This is a genomic window from Mycobacterium sp. E2327, assembly GCF_001672675.1.
Taxonomy (GTDB): Bacteria; Actinomycetota; Actinomycetes; order Mycobacteriales; family Mycobacteriaceae; genus Mycobacterium.
In genome coordinates, this window is the sequence record NZ_LZKE01000228.1 from 20,530 (window position 1) to 39,013 (window position 18,484).

An 18,484-nucleotide genomic window follows, 5' to 3' on the forward strand; every position below is an offset into this window, starting at 1 on the left:
AATTTCCTGTGATGCCTGGGAATTATCGATGCCTGGTTGTCCACCGCGGCCACCTCTGCGATGCTGTCAGCTTGGACATCTTCGCGGAGTGGCAAAGCGGCGGGACCGAGCTGCGGTGGCGGTCGACAACGGCCGCCAACGACGGGCAGGAAGTGACGGTGTTCAGCCGCCGTTGCGGTACCCCCGGGGCACCACCGCTGGTGCTGGTGCACGGCTTTCCGACGTCGAGCATCGACTACTTCGGCCTGTCCCACGAGCTGGCCTCCGAGTTCGACATGTTCGTGCTCGACTTTCCCGGCTACGGATTGTCCGACAAGCCGCCGGCCCCGTACGTCTATTCGTTGTACGACGATGCGCGCCTGCTCGTCTACGCGATCGCTCAGGTGTGGAAGCTGACCGAATTCCGCATGCTCACGCACGATCGCGGCAGCAGCGTCGGAATGATCGCGCTGGAGATGTTGGCGGCCCAAGACCCGCCCGTCGTACCCGTTGACCTCATCCTGACCAACGCCAACATCTATCTCCCGCTGGCGAACCTGACCGTGTTCCAGACCGCCCTGCTCGACGCCGCGACCGGGCGGGACACCGCGGCGGCGACCACGCCGGAGATGCTCGCCGCCGGCTTGGGCGTCAGCACCTTCATGCCGCGACGGACACTGGAAGACCCGGAGATCGCCGCGCTGGCGCGGTGCTTCGCCCACAACGACGGCATCCGCGTGCTGCCGGACACGATCCAGTACCTCCATGAGCGGGCCGCGGATGAAACCGGTTGGCTGGAGGCGCTTTCCAAGAACCCCGTCAACACCACGGTGGTGTGGGGCCTCCACGACAATGTCTCACCCGTGCGTGTTCCCAACTACGTCTGGCAGACGTATCTGAAGAGCAAGCCCGGTCGCAACCGCTACTGGGTGGTGCCCAGCGCCGACCACTACCTGCAGTGCGATGCCCCCGGCGAACTGGCCCAGATCGTTCGCCTCACGGCCCAGGGCGTGGACATCCCGCTGCAGACGCTGGGCAATCAGCCCGGCGGCGCCGTGCTGGTCGACGAAAGCGCGTCCTAGCCGCTACGGCCAGCCCTCACCGGGTGACAACGGGCAGGCGCGCCCACCCGCGCACGCTTGCGGTGTGCGCCCGCTGGGCATTGACGTAGTCGACTTCCCAATCGGGCCAGCGTTTGAGGACCTCCTCGAGGGCCACCCGGGCCTCCATCCGGGCCAGGGCCGAGCCGAGGCAGAAGTGCAGGCCCTGCCCGAAGCTGAGATGCCCGCCCTGGCGGTGGATGTCGAAGCGGTCCGGATCGGCGAAACGGCGTTCGTCTCGGTTGGCGGAACCGTTCAGCAGCAACATGAACGACCCTTCCGGCACCACGCGACCGTAGTGCTCGGCATCGCGGGCGACGTAGCGGGCCTGCACCGGTGACGGCGGTTCGTAGCGCAGCGTTTCCTCGACCGCACCGGGGATCAGCGACCGGTCGGCGACGAGCTCGCGGCGTTGAGCCGGGTGATCCGACAGCAGCTGCCCCATGAAACCGATTAAGCGAGCGGTGGTTTCGTTGCCGGCACCCGCGATCATGGCGGTGTACGACAGCACCTCGGTCCGGGACAGGGGGCGTCGGGTCCCGTCGGGTTCTTCGATCTCGGCCCGCAGCAGATCGGTCATCAGGTCGTCGGAGGGGTTGTCGGCGCGCCATTCGATGTACTCGGCGAACATCGCGATGGTGTCCGCGAACAGATTCGGGTTGACCTCACCGGGCTTGCGCCCCTCGGCCATTTCGATGAAGGCTCCGTTGCGATCCCGGATGTTCGCCTGGTCCGCCTCGGGTATGCCCAACAGATAGCCGATGGTGCGCATCGGCATCATCGCCCCGAGGTCGGCGATGAAATCGAACCCGCCGGCACCGACCAGCGGGTCCAGTTCGCGGACGCAAAACCCACGCACCATGGACTCGACGGCCAGCATGCGTCGCGGCGTGAAAACCCGGGACAGCAGTTTGCGGTGCAGGTCGTGCAGGGGCGGATCCTCGAACAGCAGGATGCCCGGCGGCACCTCGATGTTGTTGAACAGGATGTCGGCGGTGGTCCCCCGCCCGGATCGATAGGTCTCCCAGTTCGGCAGTTCACGTGCCACGTCCTCATACCGGCTCAGCGCGTAGAAGTTGTACTTCTCGTTGAAGTACAACGGTGCCTCATCGCGCATGCGCTTCCACACCGGGTAGGGGTCGTCGTCGATGGCGACGTCGTAGGGGTCGTAATACAGCTCGGCTGAACGTAACATCTGGCCTCTCAGTCGTTTCGGTGCAGGAAGCCGTGCAGGATCGCCTGAACGAGTTCCTCGACGATCACTTCCCGCGACGGCTGCTTTCTTCCGAAGTAGGTCGACCGCAACGCGGCCATGCCGGCGATCATCGCCACCGTCGAATGCGCCGGCAGGTCAGGGTGATCCGACCGCAACCCGCGCAGGTGCATGCCCTCGGCGCTGATCTGGCCGAGCACCGTGATGGCGCGCCGGACGTCGTCGATGCCGGCGTCGGCCTTCTCCTCGTCGCTGAGGGCCTCCGATGCCATCAGCGTCAAGAGCAGACCCTGGTGTTCCACGAACACGTCGTAGAGCTGCCCGACGAAATGGCCCGCCAGGTCCTCCTCCTTGGTCTCCTCCGGCACGACCGACTGCCAGGTGCGGCCGAACTCGTCGACGAAGCTGGTGAACGGTGCGACGAGGGCCTCGCGGAACAGCGCCGCCTTCGAGCCGAAGTGGCGGAACAGCAGGTGTTCGGTTACGCCTGCGGCCTGGGCGATTTCGCGTGTGGTGGTGCCGCGGTAGTCCTGCCGGGCGAACAGGTCTCGCGCGGCGTCGAGCAGCAGCCTGCGCGGCGCGCCGCGGGGCCGGCGCGTGGCCGCCGTAACTGCGGGTCGCTGGGACACGGCTTTTAAGATAGCATGCACTATCTTGAGGATCGACCGGAAGGGGTGAGGCCGTGGGCGCTGTCATCATGCTGGGCACGCTGTTCGGGCTGATCGTCCTCGTATTCGGGTTGGTCCTCCGCTTTGATCCCGAGGCGCGCCGCTTCCCCGGACACGAGGACGACCGATGAGCAGCGGGATGACGCCCGTGATGCAGGCGGCCAGCGGCTTCGCCCTCGTCGGTGGCTTCACATTCACCGCGATCGGTGTCTACCTGAGCATTCGCCAACGCCGGATACACCCGCTGCTGCTTCTCTGCATCTCGGCGATCTCGTTCTCGTGGATCGAGGCGCCCTACGACTGGGCGATGTACGCCCAGTTCCCGCCCGCCATTCCGCGGATGCCGTCATGGTGGCCGCTGAACGTCACCTGGGGTGGGTTGCCCTCGTTCGTTCCCATCGGCTACATCTCCTACTTCGTGCTCCCGGCCGTGACCGGTGCGGCGCTGGGGCGGTGGTTGAGCGCAAAGTTCAAGTGGCGCAGGCCAACCACCCTCCTCATCGTCGGGCTCGTCGTCGGCTTCTGCTGGGCGCTGTTGTTCAACGGGTTCCTGGGAGCCAAGCTCGGCGTTTTCTACTACGGACGCGTGATCCCCGGGTTGGCCATACGCGAGGGCACCATTCACCAGTACCCGCTCTACGACTCCCTCGCGATGGGCATACAGATGATGGTCTTCACCTACCTGCTCGGGCGCACCGATGCGGAGGGTCGCAACGTCATCGAGGTGTGGGCCGACCAGAGATCGAAGACTCGCCTGCAGTCGTCGGTGCTGTCGATCGCCACGATCGTCGTCGTCGGAAACCTGCTCTACGGCGCCGTTTTCGCGCCGCACCTGGTGACGAAGCTGGGCGGCTGGGTGACCGCGGGGCCGACCGAACAGTTGTTCCCAGGCGTCCCGAACCAACCCAAGTAGCCGCGACCTACCCGGTGCGCACCGGCAGCTTCGCCCATCCCCGCACGCTGGTCGTGTGGGCCTTGGCGGCGTTGGCGTAGTCGACTTCCCAGTCCGGCCAGCGCTTGATGACCTCCTCGAGCGCGACGCGGGCCTGCATGCGCGCCAAGGCCGATCCCATGCAGAAGTGCAGCCCATGGCCGAAGCTGAGGTGGGTGTCGCCACGATGGATGTCGAAAGTGTCGGCGTCGGGGTACCTGCGCTCGTCGCGGTTGGCGGATCCGTTGACCAGCAACATGATTGAGCCCTCGGGAACTGTTGTGCCGTGGCATGACACCTCGCGGGCGACGTATCGCGCCTGCACCGGCGAGGGGGCCTCGTAGCGCAAGGTCTCTTCGATGGCCATGGGGATCAGCGAGGGGTCGGCCACGATTTCGCGGCGCTGGTCGGGGTGCTCGGCGAACAGCTGGCCCAGGAAGCCGATCAGGCGCGTCGTCGTCTCGTTGCCCGCGCCGGCGATCATGCTGGTGTACTGCAGCACCTCGATCCGCGTCAGCCGTCGCGCCTCGCCGCCGTCCTCGACCTCGGCGTTGAGCAGCTGCGTCATCAGGTCGTCCGACGGGTGGTCCACCCGCCAATCGATGTAGTCGGCGAACATCTCATAGCTGCGTTCGAAGAATTCTTGCGTGGCGGGCCGGAACGTCGCCTCTTTCAGGGTGAGCTGACGGCCGCCCTTGTCGCGGATCGCTTCCTGACCTTCTTCGGGGATGCCGAGCAGGTAGCCGATCGTCCGCATCGGGACCATCGCGCCGAGATTCTCGATGAAGTCGAACGTGCCCGTACCCACCAGCGGGTCGAGCGCGCGTGCGCAAAACGCGCGGGTCAGCGGTTCGATGGCCTCCATCCGGCGCGGCGTGAAAACCTTTGAGAGCAACCGCCGATGCAGATCGTGGATCGGCGGATCCTCGAAGAGGATGATCCCGGGCGGAACCTCGATGCCGCTCTTGATGATTTCGATCGTGGTGCCGCGGCCCGACCGGTAGGTGTCGAAGTTCATCAGCTCGCGGGAGACGTCCGCGTAGCGGCTCAGCGCATAGAAGTTGTACTTGTCGTTGTAATAGACCGGCGCCTCGTCGCGCAGCCGCTTCCAGATCGGGTACGGATCGTCGTCGATCTCGAAATCGAAGGGGTCGTAGTAGACCTTCGCCGTGCTCGCCCCGGTCATAGCGGTGTCTTTGTCTCCGCCAGCGCCTCCGGCAGCACGACCTCGCCCACGCGCTTGAGGTAGGGCCACGCGACTTCCGGTGGCAGCCCACCGCACAGCGGCGACAGGTTGAGGATCTCGCCGGCGCGGACCCGCGAAATCGCCTCCGGGACAGAGATGATCACGTGCGACGCCGGGTTGTCGCGCAGCTCGTCGATGGTCTTCACATGCGAGAAGCCGGCCGTCGTCTCGTCCCCGGGATTCCACGCGGCATAGGTTCGCACGTCGTGCAGCAGGTGCTCGCCGAGCTCTTTCCACGCCTGGTCCACGTCGTCGGCGACGAATACGACCGAGGGGGTGTCGCGGCTGGGGAACATCGTCGGGCCGGGCGGGTGACCGTGTTCGCGGCAGGCCTCCTCGTAGGCCTCCCGCATGCCGGGTTCGTTGGCGTTGCCCAGCATGCCCAGCCCGTATCTGCCGGCCCGGCGGGCCGCCGCCACGGTTCCGCCGCCCCACATCAGCCCCGGGCCGCCGGCGGTGTGGGGGCGCGGCGTGACCGTGATCCGGCGCCCGTCCTTGCTGACCGTCTCGTCGGACAGCAGCGAGCGCAGCAACGCGAGCTTTTCGTCGGCGAGCCGACCGCGACCGCGCATCGCCACGCCGAAGTGCTCGAACTCCTCGGGCCGGTAGCCCAGGGCCAGGATGTACGATGCGCGTCCCTTGCTGATGATGTCGAGGACCGCCATGTCCTCGGCGAGGCGCACCGGGTCGTAGAACGGGAGGATCAGAATGAGGCTCAGCGCCAAGCGCTCTGTCCTCGCGGCCACGGACGACGCCAACAACAACGGTGACGGCAGGTAGCCGTCCTCGGACCCGTGATGCTCACAGAACACCGCGGCGAGGCCGCCGTGATCCTCGGCCCACGCGCACATTTCGGGCACGGCGCCGTACAGCGCTACTCGCGGCGCCCCCCACGCGGGGGCGCGCATGTCGAAGCGCAGCGTGAACACAGGCGACTCCTAGCCAACCTAATATTTGTATCGCGTACGGTACGTGCCCGCTGAGAGCTGCGTCAACGGTTAGTCAAAGACGTGGCGCGGCAAAGTCGTCGGGATGTCGAGCGAGCTGAGCAGGCCGGGCGCACATGTCGATCGCCGCTGCGCAGAGGTCGGCGGCGGGCCCGGCCCAGGCCGGACACGCATGTCGAACCTGAGCATGTACATCAGCTGCAGGTTAACCTAAGATTTGTTCTTTAGGATAGTGTGCACTTTCTTAGCGACTTAAGGGCAACGGCCGTATCGACTTTCGGCACACGCACTCGAGGAGGAGCAGCATGACGACTCATCGCGTGGTGGTCTGGGCGACGGGCGGCATCGGATCGATCGCCATCCGCGCCATTCAGCGGCGCCCCAACCTCGACCTGGTCGGCGTGTGGGTGCACTCGCCGGAAAAGGATGGCAAGGACGCCGGCGAACTCGCCGGCGGCGAGCCGATCGGCTTGAAGGCCACCAACGACGCCGATGCGCTCATCGCCCTGAAACCCGATTGCGTGATCTACGCCGCCAGCGGTCCCGAACGCGACGCGCTGGCCATCCCGGATTACGTCAGGCTGCTCGAAGCGGACATCAACATCGTCACCACCAGCACCACTCGGTTGGTCAACCCGCACGCCTACGAACCCGCGGAGTGGCGCGATCAGCTCGTCGCCGCGGCCAAGCAGGGCCAGGTGTCGCTGTACGCGTCGGGGATCGAGCCCGGGTTCGCCGCGGACTACTTGCCGCTGGTGCTGTCCACGCAGTCGTCGTCGATCGAAAAGATCCACTCGTTCGAAATCGGCCTGTACGACGACTACGGCGTTCCCGACATCATGAGCGACGCGTTGGGTTTCGGCCGACCGCTGGATTACCAGCCCTGGATCGGCTACCCGGGCGCCATCGCCGGCGAATGGCAGGGGCAGATCCGATTGATCGCCGACGCGCTCGGCGTCGAAGTGCAGGAAATCCGTGAGACTTTCGACCGCGCGGTCACCAACCGCACCCTTGAGGTTGCGATGGGCACCGTCGAGGCCGGTACATGCGGCGCGCTCCGCATGCAGGCGATCGGGGTGGTCGACGGACGCGAGGCCATCGTCATCGAGCACGTCACCCGGCTCGCGCACGACGTCGCTCCGGATTGGCCGACGGGGATCGGCGACCTGTCCTACCGCATCGCGATCACCGGCGACCCCGACATCGAGTGCACCCTGGCGGCCACGCTGAAGGATCCCCGTAAGGCGGGAATCGGGGGGATGACCTCCGGTGCCGGCGCGATGGTCGCCACCGCGATGCGTGTCGTCAACGCCGTGCCGTATGTCGTTGCGGCGGAACCCGGGCTGCTGAGTTCGGTCGACCTACCCCTGACGATTCCAAAGCACGCTTTAGTCTGCCGGGGTGGCCTTTAACCCGCTCGAGGAACTCACGCTGCAGCAACTCCGGCTGCGCACCAGCATGAAATGGCGCGCGCACGCCGACGACGTGTTGCCGCTGTGGGTCGCTGAGATGGATGTCGCGCTGCCGCCGACGGTGGCCGAGGCCCTGCGCCGGGCGATCGACATCGGCGACACCGGATATCCCTGCGGCACGGCGTTTGCCGAGGCGGTCAGTGAGTTCGCTTCGCAGCGCTGGCAATGGCCCGACCTGCAGGTCGGCCGCACCGCGATCGTTCCCGACGTCATGCTCGGCGCCGTCGAAATGCTGCGTCTGGTCACCGACCGCGGCGATGCCGTCGTCGTCAACCCGCCCGTGTACGCGCCGTTCTACGCGTTCGTGTCGCACGACGGCCGCCGGGTGGTCGAGGCGCCGCTCGACGTCGACGGCCGAATTGACCTGGGCGCCTTGGAGGACGCGTTCACCCGGGCCGGCGCGTCGGGCGGCAGGGTTGCATACCTCCTGTGCAATCCGCACAACCCCACCGGGTCGGTGCACACGTTCGAGGAGCTGTGCGCCGTCGCCGATCTTGCCCGCCGGTTCGGCGTGCGGGTGGTCTCGGACGAGATCCACGCTCCGGTCATCCTGCCCGGTGCGCGATTCGTCCCCTACCTGACCGTGCCCGGCGCCGAGAACGCACTGGCCCTCACGTCCGCCTCCAAGGCGTGGAACCTCTCAGGGCTGAAGGCGGCGTTGGCCATTGCCGGTCCGGAGGCGGCGGCGGAGCTGCACCGGATGCCGGAAGAGGTCAGCCACGGTCCGAGCCACCTCGGCGTCATCGCGCACGCCGAAGCGTTCCGCAGCGGCGGCGAGTGGCTCGACGCGCTGCTGAGCGGCCTCGACACGAACCGCACGTTGCTGGGCGACCTGATCGCTGAGCACCTTCCCGGCGTGAAATACCAACGGCCCCAGGGCACTTACCTCGCGTGGCTCGATTGCCGCGACCTCGGTTTCGACGAGGAGACCGGCGACGGGCTGGCGGTGGTGGCCGACATGGCGGGGCCGGCCCGCTGGTTCCGCGACCACGCCCGCGTCGCGCTCAGCTCCGGCCACGTCTTCGGCACCGGCGGCGCCGGGCATGTCCGGTTGAACTTCGCCACCTCGAAAGCCATTCTCACCGAGGCGATATCGCGAATGGGCCGGGCCCTGAACCGGTGAGCGCAAAACTGTTGCGCGACGGGACCAATAGGTGAGTTGTATTCACGATATCGCCGGTGATATCGCAATCGAAGTCGCCTCATGACCAGCTGACGATGCTCAAGTGACTCATGTGATTTCCGATAGCGTCGAACGACTTTCGGCTACGCGGGAACGTCCTCGGCACCGCGGTCCAGGTTGCGGAAATCCTCCGCGGGCTTCTTGATGCCCAACAGGAACGGCAACGCGCTCAGCTCCAACTTGGCCGTGGCGCCGAACCGGCCGAAGCCGCTGCGCCGCGGCCGCACGACGGGCACCTCCGACGTGGCGAGGTCGATGTAATGCGTCGAGGTGTCCCCGATGCCCTCGAAGTGGTGGACCAGCGGCTTGCACAGCCCGCGCATCGGGTCGTCGAGGCATGCGGCAACCGGATCGGTCATCAACACGTACTCGACAACTGGTACCGAGTTTTTCAGCATCCGGTGCACCAGGATGACGTCCACCCCGGCGAGTTCGACGTGGCGTTTCACCTTCTGCTCCGCGACCTCGCCCTGGTGCACGACGAACTTCAGCGACAGATTGTCCAGCTGCCCGCAGCTCGCGCAGTCACAGGCGATGTCCACCTTGAACCGCTCGCGCTTTGCGAAGAAAGCCTCGCGCATCCGCGACAGCCGCTCGCATACCAGCACTTTGGCGTTGCCGTCGGGCGCCCAGAAGAACGCAGCGTCGCCCTCCAGCTTGGCGAGTTTCAGCCCTTTGCCGGCGTCAATGACGGCTTCCAACAACCCGGCCACGGTTAGCTGCGCGTGCGCCAGGTGCGCCCGGTTCCAGTTCATGTAGTGGGTGTATCCGCCGATGTCGGCGATGAGCAGTACCGCTTGCCGGATGGCCATGATGGGGGCAGTTTAATTGTTGCCAGTTACCGTCTCAACGAATCTGCCACTGGACGAAATCGCGCTGCCGCGAGAGGCTTGCAGAGGTCTCACCCCCGGAGGAGCCGAATATGGATGTGCTGCGAACCCCAGACTCCCGATTCGAAAACCTGGAGGGCTATCCGTTCGTAGCGAACTACATCGACGTGACTGCAAGCGACACCCCGCCGCTGCGCATGCACTTCCTGGACGAGGGTCCGGTCGACGGCCCACCGATCGTGCTGCTGCACGGCGAGCCGACGTGGAGCTATCTGTACCGCACGATGATTCCGCCGCTGGCCGACGCCGGCAACCGCGTGCTCGCGCCCGACCTGATCGGCTTCGGCCGCTCCGACAAGCCCAGCCGGATGGAGGATTACACCTACCTGCGCCACGTCGAGTGGGTGACCTCGTGGTTCGAGCGGCTCAACCTGAAGGACGTCACCTTGTTCGTGCAGGACTGGGGATCGTTGATCGGCCTGCGCATCGCCGCCGAGCAGGGTGATCGGATCGCGCGGCTGGTGGTCGCGAACGGTTTCCTGCCCACCGCCGAGCGCCCGACGCCCCCGGCCTTTCGCCTGTGGCGGGCGTTCGCCCGCTACTCCCCGGTGCTGCCCGCCGGTCTCATCGTCGCCTTCGGCACCGTCCGCCGGGTGCCCCCGAAGGTGCGGGCGGGCTACGACGCCCCCTACCCGGACAAGACTTATCAGGCCGGTGCCCGGGCGTTCCCTCAGCTGGTGCCGACGTCACCGTATGACCCGGCGATCCCGGCGAACCGGGCGGCGTGGAAGACCCTGGGCCAGTGGGACAAACCCTGCCTGGCCATCTTCGGCAACAGGGATCCCATCCTCGGACAAGCGGACCGCCCGTTGATCAAGCACATCCCGGGCGCGGCCGGCCAGCCGCACGCCCGCATCAAGGCCAGCCACTTCATCCAGGAAGACGCCGGGCCCGAACTGGCCCGACGCGTGCTGTCCTGGCAGCAGGCGCTGCACTGAAAAGGCGCAGTCAACGCGTGGGTGTGGGGCGAACCGAAGCGAACTCGGGACACCAGCTGCTGCTCATCAGTCGCGTGACGCCGCGCATGAGCACCCTGCCGGCCGCGGGACGCACCGGAGCACGGTGAATGCGCTAGTCCTTGGTCGTCGCCGCCCGGGGTGCGACGATCAGCGGATGGACATGGTAACGATGGGCCTGATGGGCACGGTCGTGGGTGCGTCGGCCATGGGCATCGCGGGCGTCGCGAGGTCCGCCGCCGATAACTTGCTCCCGGGGATGGTTTCGAGCACCAACAACAAGCATCAGATGAAGATGCACATCCACGCCCAGCGCTGCGACGCCATCCAACGCTGGCGAAGCGGCTTGGCGAACGCGCGGGACGCCTACCAGCAATGGGCTTGCGGCCCGCAAGCCGGTGATCCGCCCAATGTCGTCGGCGACGAATGGTTCGAGGGCCTGCGGCCGTACCTGCCGACCACCGGCGATGCGGCGGCACTGCGCACTGCCCACGAAGTGCATTGCGACAACCCGACTCTCGCACTGCTCTCACTGGAGGTCGGGCGGATCGAAAAGGAATGGACCAACGAGGCCAACGGCCGTCGGCGCCGGCTGACCTATTGAGGTTGGCGCCTCGACTACTCGGCGTCCGTGGGTATCGAGGCCAGCACCGTCGCGGCCAGTTCCGGCCGGCAGACCACCAGGTCGGGCAGCTTGGGGTCCGGTTGGTTGTAAGCCAGGGCCGACCCGTCGATACGGGAGGTATGCAGCCCGGCGGCGCGGGCGACCGCGACCGGGGCCGCCGAGTCCCATTCGAACTGGCCGCCCGCGTGCACGTACACATCCGACAGACCCTGGACGATTGACGCCACTTTCGCCCCGGCAGAACCCATTTCGACGAGCACGCCGTCCAGCGCGTCACGGACGGCCAGGGCCAGGGCGGGCGGCCGCGTGCGCGAGACCACGATGCGCGGCTGGTCCGGTGGGGCCGGGGGCGCGGCGACGAGCGGCGTCGCCAGCGTGACCCCCTGCGCCGGCAGCGCCACCGCGCCGGCGGCGAGCTCACCGTCTTGCCAGAGCGCCACGTGCACCGCCCAGTCGTCGCGCCCGAGCTCGGAGAATTCCCGCGTCCCGTCCAGCGGGTCGACGATCCAGACCCGCTGCGAACGCAACCGCACCGGGTCGTCGGCGCCTTCCTCGGACAGCACCGCGTCGTCGGGCCGCTCGCGGGCGAGCTCCTCCATCAGGAAGTCGTGGGACCGCTTGTCCCCCGCCGCTTTTCGCTCGCCGGCGTCGGCCTCGGCGAATTGCTCGCGCACCCCGAGCAGCAGCCGTCCCGCCTCCGCGGCCAGCCGCGCGGCCAGAGCATGATCATCCATTCGGTAATCCTCAATAAGTTGGTAGCGTTGACCAAATTTACCCCGCGACGATTCTTGCGGCAGCGCCACCCGGGTCGGCCGTTTCTGCCATAACCTGGTAAGCGTGAGCGGCAACGTCTCGTCATCGAGTCGGCTGCGGTTTCCGGGGGGACGCCTGGGGGTCGTGGGCGTCATCCTGGCTGTGCTGCTGGTCGGTCTACTCGCCTTCGTCAGCGTGAAGCTTCTAGCTGGCAACCGGAGCACTCCGGGCCAGGCCACCACCCAGCCGTCGCCACCGAGCAGCTTCGCCATCCCGGGCTGTTACAACCCGTCGGTCCCGCCGGTCGAGCGTCCGAAGAAGCTCAGCATTTTGGGATGCGCCAGCGTTGCCGTTGCGCTGCAAGACATGTCGTGGAGCTCGTGGGGACCGCAGGGCGCCGACGGGACCGGCACCGCGGTCTTCAAGATTTGTGACCCCAATTGCGCCGCGGGATATCAGCTCACCGACCCCGTCGTTGTGCACGCGTGGAACGCCCAGCCGCCCCGACCCGATGCGGTCTGCCAGTCGGGGCTGAAGATCTTTGCCGATCTGATCTTGGCCTTCCCCAAGGCGGTCCCACCGCTCACCGCGCAGAAAACCAACACCCAGTACAACGGGATGCCGGCGGTGCACTACGTCAATTACTCGGTCGCCAACACCCGCGACGCGCAGTTCATCGGCTACACGTTCTGCAACTAGTCGGTCAGACCTCGATGACGACCGCGCCGCCCTGACCGCCGCCCGCGCACATCGCCGCGACACCGATGCCGCCGCCGCGCCGGGCCAGCTCGTAGACCAGCGTGGTGACCATGCGCGCGCCCGAGGCCGCGATGGGGTGGCCGAGGCTGCACCCGCTGCCGGAGAAGTTGACCTTCTCCTCATCGATGCCGTACTCGCGGCACGCGGCGATCGGCACGGAGGCGAACGCCTCGTTGATCTCCCACAGGGCCACGTCGTCGACCGACAACCCGGCGCGCTGCAACACCTTTCCGATCACCTTGACCGCACCCAGGCCGCAGTCCCGGGGCGGCACGCCCACGGCGGCCCACGCCCGGACGGTGCCCATCACGTTCAGCTTCTCGGCGAGCGCGTAGTCCCGGTCGACGAGCGCGACCGCCGCGGCGGCGTCGTTGGTGCCGCTGCTGTTGCCCGCCGTGATCGAAAATCCTTCGATCTCGGGGTGCAGCACCTTGAGGGCGGCGAGCTTCTCGATGGTGGTGTCGCGCCGGGGATGCTCGTCGACCGAGAACTCGGTCACCGAGCCGTCGGCCTGGGTGATCTTCAGCGGGACGATCTCGTCGAGGAACTTGCCGGCGTCCATGGCCGCGATGGCGCGCTCGTGTGACCGAGCCGCCCAGGCGTCCATCTCCTCGCGGGTGATGCCGACGGTCTGCGCGGTGTTCCACCCGACGGTGATCGACATGTCCTTGGTGGGCGCGTCCGGGGTCTCGACGTGCGTCGGAGGCAGCCAGCGCTCCTCGAACTTCAGCTCGGGGCCGGGAATGCGCTGGTTCATCAGCGGCGTCATGGACAGTGACTGCACTCCGCCGGCGATCAGCGCACGCTCCATGCCGGAGCCGATCTGGGCGGCGGCGTTGCCGATCGCGGTGAGGCTGCCCGCGCAGTGCCGGTTCACCGCCTGGCCGGGAATGTCCTCCATGCCGGTCGCGGCGGCCGCGTAGCGTGCCAAATCCCCACCGCCGTAGTGGGATTCGGCGAAGATGATGTCGTCGATGGCGGAGGGGTCGATGCCCGACCTGCGCACCACCTCGGGAAGCACCGTGGTGATCAGCGTCTCGGGCGGCGTGTTGACGAGCGCGCCCTTGAAGGAGCGGCCGATCGCCGTCCGGGTGGCTCCGACGATCACGGGTGTGGCCATGTTTTCAACCTCGTTGCGGTGGGCGGACAGACGCCGCGAATCGTATCAAATACTGTAGGAGCAATAGTAATGGGATAAGTTTACACGAACCGCGTCAAGCGTAACGCCGCAGCTGAGGATTCCGCAGTGGTCCGCCCTGGCGTTAGGCTCCCGCAATGACCACCACACCCCTCGTGGAACCTGATACGACCCGGACGACCGCATATCGGGTTGCGGCGATGTTGGTGGGCGTCGGCACCGTCCACTTCCTGGCGCCCAAACCCTTCGACGACATCGTGCCCGCCGAACTCCCCGGCGACGCCCGGTTCTATACCTACGCTTCCGGAGTCGCCGAGATTGCCGTGGGAGCGCTGCTGGTGCCGCGGCGCACCCGGCGGCTGGCCGCCCTTGCTGCCGCGTTGCTGTTCGTCTGCGTGTTCCCGGCGAACGTCAACATGTGCCGCTTGTGGTGGGGCAAGCCATGGCCGATGCGGATCGCCGCGCTGGCCCGGCTGCCGCTGCAGATCCCGATGATCACCACCGCTCTTAAGATCAGGCGCAACAGCTAGATCTGGTACACGGGGCATTGACCGTACACTCTCGGCCAAGATTGGCGGATTGCACGGGAGGTCCTCGTGGGCAGGACGGGCATCGCGGCGCTGCTCGCGATCGCCGCCGCGTTCATGATCGGCATCGGCGATGTCCTCGAGCAGCGATCCGCCCAACAGGTCACCGACAAGCCGGTCGGCACCCTCGCGCTGTTTCGCCGGCTGCTGCGCGACCGCCGGTGGTGGACGGGCAGCCTGGTGGCCGCCGCCGGGTTCGGATTGCAGGCCGCGGCGCTGGGCTTGGGGTCCGTGGTGCTGGTGCAGGCGCTGTCGGTGACCTCCCTGCTGTTCGCATTGGTCATCAGTGCCGCGGCCAACCATCGCAGAATCACTCGGTGGCAAGGGGTTTGGGCCGTGCTGCTGGCCGCCGCGGTCACGGTCGTGGTTACCGTCGGCAACCCGCAGGCCGGGGTGCCGCGCGGGTCGGTTCGGACGTGGATCGTCGTGGGCTTGGTCCTGGGCCCGTGCTTGTTCCTGTGTGTGATTGGCGCCCAGATGTTTTCGGGTTGGGTCAGCGCGCTGCTGCTGGGGCTGATGTCGGGATCGCTGTGGGGCGTCTTCACGGTCCTGACGAAGGGAGTTGTGGACCAGCTCGGCAACGGCGTTCCGGCGCTGCTGCGCGCACCCGAGCTGTACATCTGGGCGGTGTTGGGCCTCGCGGCGACGGCCTGGGAGCAGTCGGCGTTTCGGGCCGGCTCGCTCACCGCGTCGCTACCGGCGGTGACCATCGCCGAGCCCATCGTCGGCTCGGTGCTCGGCGTGACGGTGCTGGGTGAGACGCTTCGCACCGACAAGGTCGGCATGGTCGCCCTTGGCGTGTCGGTCGCGGTGATGATCGCCGCGACGGTGGCGCTGGCACGCAGCCAGGCGACGGAATCAAATGGTCGGCGAACCGATCCGGTGTAGGGTGCCGTCGGGATCGACATAGGCGAATTCCCTTAAACCGTAGTCCGTTTCCTGCGGTTCGATCAGCCGACCGGCCAGATTTTCCAGCGCCGCCCACTCCGCGTAGAGGGCATCGGCGTCGCTGACGTAGAGGTACACGCTGGCGGCGGTGCTCAGCGGGTCGTGCTCGTCCCATTCGGTGAGGTGGATGGAGACGGAGCCGCGGTCGACGAACCCGTAGCGCGCCGGGCCCTGGTAGGCGCGCGCGTCGAAGCCGAGTTGGCGATAACGCTCGAGCGCGACGTCCAGATCGCGGACGGGCACGATCGGCGAGACAGAGTTGAACGCGATTTCGGGCACACCCCAGTGTGCCAGCAAAAGCGCTGTCGTATGCTCCACCCGCAAACCACCTCTGAATGGCCGACGCGTGGGGGTGCGCGGAACGCTCGAGGAACTCACTCAAGCACGAAGGGCACCAAACCATGCGCAAGCAATCCGCCGCGGTCGCCGTTGCCGCCATCGGGATACTGGCCGCGGCCTGCAGCAGCGGCGACGGGGGCGGCACCGCCTCGTCGTCGACGACGACCACCACCCCGTCGAAGCCGCCGCTGGCCCAGGCCGCGCTGCCGAATCTGATGTTGACTCCGGCCGAGATCGACAGCGCGGTGGGCGGAACCGGAACCACCGTCGGCGACAAGTTCGACACGCTGCCGGACGACAGCACGACGAACTACCCGCAGGGGTACAAGTTTCCGGCCGAATGCCTTTACATTCAGCATCCGGGCGAGGCCCCCGTCTATGCCGGCAGCGGGAACACGGCGGTTCACCGGGAACGCGGCACCACGCCGCTTCCGCCGAATTCGAACGATCCCGATCCCGAGGTGACCGAGGTGGTGGTGTTGTTCCCCTCCGCCAAGGAGGCGAGCGCCTTCTTCACCAACTCCACCCAGCGCTGGCCCGACTGCGCCAACCGCCAGGGCACGATTCCCGCCGACGCGGACTCGCCTGAGATCCAATGGAAGGTGGGAGCGGTCTCCAACGCCAACGGGGTGTTGAGCACCACCACGAACGTGTCGGCGACCAAGAACGGCACCACGCTGTCCCAGAGCTGCCAGCGGGCGCTGACGGTGCGCAACAACGTCGTGATCGACGTCGACGCCTGCCGCAAGGACCCCGGGGACCTGGCCGTCACCGTCGCCAACCAGATCGCCGGCAAGGTCGACAAGCAATAGCCCACTCGCTCAAGCGTTTTAGAAAGCTCGGGTAGGTCGCATTCCCCGATCGCAACCCGCCGTTCACCTGTTGGGTGTAGCTATCACCCGCGGCTGCGGCGTACGCTCTGGCGGCCGAACCCGTCGAGACATGATACTTGCGCCATCACCGAACCTGGTTGTAAGCCGTACCCGCAGATGGCATCCTGCGGGCGACTGTCGCACAGCGTTGAGGAGGACAAGTGAGCACATCAGAGACGGCGAAGCCCCGCGGGGGGCTGCCGGTGATCCACCTCTCCGAACTGCTGCGCGCGCCGGTGGTGGCCCGCGCCGGTGAGGCCGTGGGCCGCGTCGAGGACGTGATCGTGCGCCTGCGGGGCGCCGACGACTATCCGGCGGTGACCGGGATTGTGGCGGGGGTTGGCGGCCGTCGGGTATTCATCGGCACCAAATCCATCGAAGCGTTCGCCCCGAAGCGAATCGTCCTGACCAAGAACAAAGTTGACCTCCGCGGCTTCGAGCGCCGCGACGGTGAGGTGCTGTTGCGCGCCGACGTGTTGGGCCATCGGTTGATCGATGTGGCCGCCGCGGACTTGGTGCGCGCGTACGACGTCGAACTCGAGGACACCGGCGACGGGTGGGTGGTTGCGCGGCTGGACACCCGCCGGCCGCCGACGTTGTTCGGCCTGATCAAGCATTCCGGCGGGCATGCGGCACGCGATTGGAAGGCATTCGAACCGCTGATCGGCCACGGCGGCTCCGACGCGGTCCGGCGCCTGTCGGACCGGTTCGGCGAGTTCAAGGCCGCCGAGATCGCCGACCTGCTCGAGGAGGCCGACAAGACCGAAGGCGGCGAAATCCTCGACCGGGTGCGCAGCGACCCGGAATTGGAAGCCGACGTCTTCGAGGAGCTGGACCCCGACAAGGCCAGCCGGCTTCTCGACGGCATGCCCGACGACGAGGTCGCCGCGCTGCTGGGCCGGATGCGCGCCGACGACGCCGCCGACGCGATCGCCGACCTGCGCCAGTCGCGGCGTCGGCGCGTGCTGGAGCTGATGCCCGCCCCACAGCGCACCAAGGTGATCACCCTGATGGGGTTCAACCCCGAAAGCGCCGGCGGATTGATGAACGTCGACTTCGTCTCGTGCGCCGCCACCGCCACCGCCGGCACGGCGCTGGCCATGATCGCGGCCGCGCGCACCGTCCAGCCGGAGGCATTGATCAAGGTGCACGTCCTCGATGAGGGCGAACGGCTGGTCGGTGTGGTGTCGGTGATCACCCTGTTGCAGGCGGATCCCGTTGAAAGCGTTGGCGCGCTGATGGATTCGGACCCAGTGTGCGTCAGCGCCGACGCCGACCTGACCGACATCGCGCTGTTGATGGCCGACTTCAACCTCTACTCGATTCCCGTCGTCGACGAGGAGGACCGCGTGCTCGGCGTGGTGACCGTCGACGACGTCCTGGAAGCGACCATCCCGGAGGACTGGCGCCGACGCGAGCCCGCCCCCCGTCCGGTGCGTGAAATCACCGAACCGACCGACAGCCACGCCCCTGGAGGCCAGGCACCGTGACGTCGAACGCGGACGAGACCAAACCCGGGCTCAGCGCGGTGCTCGACACCGCACACCTGGGCGACATCGAGGGTGCGTTCGGGCGCATCAAACTCGGCGAGACCGACCACCCGCGGACGTGGAAGACCCGGCTGCTGACGCTGCTGGCGATCGTCGGCCCCGGGATCATCGTGATGGTCGGCGACAACGACGCCGGCGGGGTCGCGACTTACACCCAGGCCGGCCAGAACTACGGCTACTCCTTGTTGTGGGTGCTGCTGCTGCTCATCCCGGTGCTCATCGTCAACCAGGAGATGGTGGTCCGGCTCGGTGCGGTGACCGGCGTCGGTCACGCCCGGCTGATCAACGAACGCTTCGGCCGCGGCTGGGGCTGGTTTTCCGTCGGCGA

At 67.1% G+C, this 18,484-nt stretch carries 20 protein-coding genes; 12 read left to right on the plus strand and 8 right to left on the minus strand.

The genetic code is table 11. The features are described 5' to 3' along the window. The first annotated feature begins 71 nt into the window (after nt 1-71). Complete coding sequence (locus A5712_RS26585; protein WP_068112365.1) at nt 72-1,061, plus strand: alpha/beta fold hydrolase; 990 nt, start codon at nt 72-74, stop codon at nt 1,059-1,061. 16 nt (nt 1,062-1,077) lie between these two features. Here the strand turns inward: A5712_RS26585 and A5712_RS26590 are convergent, their stop codons facing one another. Both A5712_RS26590 and A5712_RS26595 read right to left on the minus strand, forming a co-directional pair. Then, nucleotides 1,078-2,274, minus strand: coding sequence for a cytochrome P450 (locus tag A5712_RS26590; protein WP_068112368.1), 1,197 nt, complete (start codon nt 2,272-2,274; stop codon nt 1,078-1,080). An 8-nt stretch (nt 2,275-2,282) separates the two neighbouring features. Next, the gene (locus tag A5712_RS26595) at nt 2,283-2,921 is read right to left on the minus strand and encodes a TetR/AcrR family transcriptional regulator (protein ID WP_068112371.1); all 639 of its coding nucleotides are present in this window, start codon (nt 2,919-2,921) and stop codon (nt 2,283-2,285) included. Between the two features lie 166 nt (nt 2,922-3,087). Here A5712_RS26595 and A5712_RS26600 point away from each other — a divergent pair, with 166 nt between their 5' ends. Further along, a complete protein-coding gene (locus A5712_RS26600) occupies nt 3,088-3,873 on the plus strand; it encodes a spirocyclase AveC family protein (RefSeq protein WP_068112374.1) in 786 nt (261 codons plus the stop codon). Between the two features lie 7 nt (nt 3,874-3,880). Here A5712_RS26600 and A5712_RS26605 read toward each other — a convergent pair whose 3' ends face one another. Together A5712_RS26605 and A5712_RS26610 are read right to left on the minus strand one after the other, a co-directional pair. Further along, nucleotides 3,881-5,077 (minus strand): cytochrome P450, encoded by a 1,197-nt coding sequence (locus tag A5712_RS26605; protein ID WP_068112377.1) that lies wholly within the window; start codon nt 5,075-5,077, stop codon nt 3,881-3,883. Next, nucleotides 5,074-6,066 (minus strand): LLM class flavin-dependent oxidoreductase, encoded by a 993-nt coding sequence (locus A5712_RS26610; RefSeq protein WP_068112381.1) that lies wholly within the window; start codon nt 6,064-6,066, stop codon nt 5,074-5,076. The genes A5712_RS26605 and A5712_RS26610 overlap by 4 nt, the downstream gene beginning before the upstream one ends. 323 nt (nt 6,067-6,389) lie before the next feature. On the opposite strand from A5712_RS26610, the gene A5712_RS26615 reads away from it, so the two are divergent. After that, complete coding sequence (locus tag A5712_RS26615; RefSeq protein WP_068112384.1) at nt 6,390-7,496, plus strand: dihydrodipicolinate reductase; 1,107 nt, start codon at nt 6,390-6,392, stop codon at nt 7,494-7,496. 46 nt (nt 7,497-7,542) lie between these two features. Further along, a complete protein-coding gene (locus tag A5712_RS26620) occupies nt 7,543-8,679 on the plus strand; it encodes a MalY/PatB family protein (protein ID WP_369830440.1) in 1,137 nt (378 codons plus the stop codon). A gap of 143 nt (nt 8,680-8,822) precedes the next feature. Here A5712_RS26620 and A5712_RS26625 read toward each other — a convergent pair whose 3' ends face one another. Next, nucleotides 8,823-9,551, minus strand: a complete 729-nt coding sequence (locus tag A5712_RS26625) for a DUF2652 domain-containing protein (RefSeq protein ID WP_068112390.1) — start codon at nt 9,549-9,551, stop codon at nt 8,823-8,825. 110 nt (nt 9,552-9,661) lie between these two features. Here A5712_RS26625 and A5712_RS26630 point away from each other — a divergent pair, with 110 nt between their 5' ends. Continuing rightward, nucleotides 9,662-10,567 carry a haloalkane dehalogenase gene (locus A5712_RS26630; protein WP_068112394.1) on the plus strand — a complete coding sequence of 302 codons (906 nt, stop codon included), beginning with the start codon at nt 9,662-9,664 and terminating at the stop codon, nt 10,565-10,567. 175 nt (nt 10,568-10,742) lie between these two features. Continuing rightward, complete coding sequence (locus tag A5712_RS26635; protein ID WP_068112397.1) at nt 10,743-11,189, plus strand: hypothetical protein; 447 nt, start codon at nt 10,743-10,745, stop codon at nt 11,187-11,189. A 14-nt stretch (nt 11,190-11,203) separates the two neighbouring features. Here A5712_RS26635 and A5712_RS26640 read toward each other — a convergent pair whose 3' ends face one another. Then, nucleotides 11,204-11,944, minus strand: coding sequence for a 3'(2'),5'-bisphosphate nucleotidase CysQ (locus A5712_RS26640; RefSeq protein ID WP_068112399.1), 741 nt, complete (start codon nt 11,942-11,944; stop codon nt 11,204-11,206). 214 nt (nt 11,945-12,158) lie between these two features. Here A5712_RS26640 and A5712_RS26645 point away from each other — a divergent pair, with 214 nt between their 5' ends. Further along, entirely contained in the window at nt 12,159-12,662 is a 504-nt protein-coding gene (locus A5712_RS26645; protein ID WP_369830441.1) for a hypothetical protein, read from the plus strand. Nucleotides 12,663-12,666: 4 nt separating this feature from the next. Here the strand turns inward: A5712_RS26645 and A5712_RS26650 are convergent, their stop codons facing one another. Beyond that, nucleotides 12,667-13,842, minus strand: coding sequence for a thiolase family protein (locus A5712_RS26650; protein WP_068112405.1), 1,176 nt, complete (start codon nt 13,840-13,842; stop codon nt 12,667-12,669). Nucleotides 13,843-13,997: 155 nt separating this feature from the next. Between A5712_RS26650 and A5712_RS26655 the strand changes: the two genes are divergently transcribed. Both A5712_RS26655 and A5712_RS26660 read left to right on the plus strand, forming a co-directional pair. Beyond that, entirely contained in the window at nt 13,998-14,390 is a 393-nt protein-coding gene (locus A5712_RS26655; RefSeq protein ID WP_068112407.1) for a MauE/DoxX family redox-associated membrane protein, read from the plus strand. A 66-nt stretch (nt 14,391-14,456) separates the two neighbouring features. Next, nucleotides 14,457-15,335, plus strand: a complete 879-nt coding sequence (locus tag A5712_RS26660; RefSeq protein WP_068112410.1) for a DMT family transporter — start codon at nt 14,457-14,459, stop codon at nt 15,333-15,335. On the opposite strand, the gene A5712_RS26665 is transcribed toward A5712_RS26660, so the two are convergent. Beyond that, nucleotides 15,306-15,665 carry a VOC family protein gene (locus A5712_RS26665; RefSeq protein WP_082973680.1) on the minus strand — a complete coding sequence of 120 codons (360 nt, stop codon included), beginning with the start codon at nt 15,663-15,665 and terminating at the stop codon, nt 15,306-15,308. The two genes, A5712_RS26660 and A5712_RS26665, sit on opposite strands and share 30 nt — an antisense overlap. A gap of 131 nt (nt 15,666-15,796) precedes the next feature. On the opposite strand from A5712_RS26665, the gene A5712_RS26670 reads away from it, so the two are divergent. The 3 genes from A5712_RS26670 to A5712_RS26680 form a co-directional block, all read left to right on the plus strand. Beyond that, on the plus strand, nt 15,797-16,546 hold the full coding sequence (locus A5712_RS26670; RefSeq protein ID WP_068112417.1) for a sensor domain-containing protein: 750 nt from the start codon (nt 15,797-15,799) through the stop codon (nt 16,544-16,546). Nucleotides 16,547-16,767: 221 nt separating this feature from the next. Then, nucleotides 16,768-18,096 carry a magnesium transporter MgtE N-terminal domain-containing protein gene (locus A5712_RS26675; RefSeq protein WP_068112419.1) on the plus strand — a complete coding sequence of 443 codons (1,329 nt, stop codon included), beginning with the start codon at nt 16,768-16,770 and terminating at the stop codon, nt 18,094-18,096. Beyond that, on the plus strand, nt 18,093-18,484 hold a 392-nt coding region (locus A5712_RS26680; RefSeq protein WP_231982254.1), incomplete at its 3' end, for a divalent metal cation transporter. The genes A5712_RS26675 and A5712_RS26680, both read left to right, overlap by 4 nt.

Excerpts from the sequence above, each read along its gene's own strand:
- A5712_RS26640 (WP_068112399.1), bottom strand. The coding sequence starts at position 11,944 with ATGGATGATCATGCTCTGGCCGCGCGGCTGGCCGCGGAGGCGGGACGG.
- A5712_RS26630 (WP_068112394.1), top strand. The coding sequence starts at position 9,662 with ATGGATGTGCTGCGAACCCCAGACTCCCGATTCGAAAACCTGGAGGGC.
- A5712_RS26635 (WP_068112397.1), top strand. The coding sequence starts at position 10,743 with ATGGACATGGTAACGATGGGCCTGATGGGCACGGTCGTGGGTGCGTCG.
- A5712_RS26615 (WP_068112384.1), top strand. The coding sequence starts at position 6,390 with ATGACGACTCATCGCGTGGTGGTCTGGGCGACGGGCGGCATCGGATCG.
- A5712_RS26605 (WP_068112377.1), bottom strand. The coding sequence starts at position 5,077 with ATGACCGGGGCGAGCACGGCGAAGGTCTACTACGACCCCTTCGATTTC.
- A5712_RS26650 (WP_068112405.1), bottom strand. The coding sequence starts at position 13,842 with ATGGCCACACCCGTGATCGTCGGAGCCACCCGGACGGCGATCGGCCGC.
- A5712_RS26670 (WP_068112417.1), top strand. The coding sequence starts at position 15,797 with ATGCGCAAGCAATCCGCCGCGGTCGCCGTTGCCGCCATCGGGATACTG.
- A5712_RS26655 (WP_068112407.1), top strand. The coding sequence starts at position 13,998 with ATGACCACCACACCCCTCGTGGAACCTGATACGACCCGGACGACCGCA.
- A5712_RS26625 (WP_068112390.1), bottom strand. The coding sequence starts at position 9,551 with ATGGCCATCCGGCAAGCGGTACTGCTCATCGCCGACATCGGCGGATAC.
- A5712_RS26600 (WP_068112374.1), top strand. The coding sequence starts at position 3,088 with ATGAGCAGCGGGATGACGCCCGTGATGCAGGCGGCCAGCGGCTTCGCC.
- A5712_RS26590 (WP_068112368.1), bottom strand. The coding sequence starts at position 2,274 with ATGTTACGTTCAGCCGAGCTGTATTACGACCCCTACGACGTCGCCATC.
- A5712_RS26620 (WP_369830440.1), top strand. The coding sequence starts at position 7,543 with ATGAAATGGCGCGCGCACGCCGACGACGTGTTGCCGCTGTGGGTCGCT.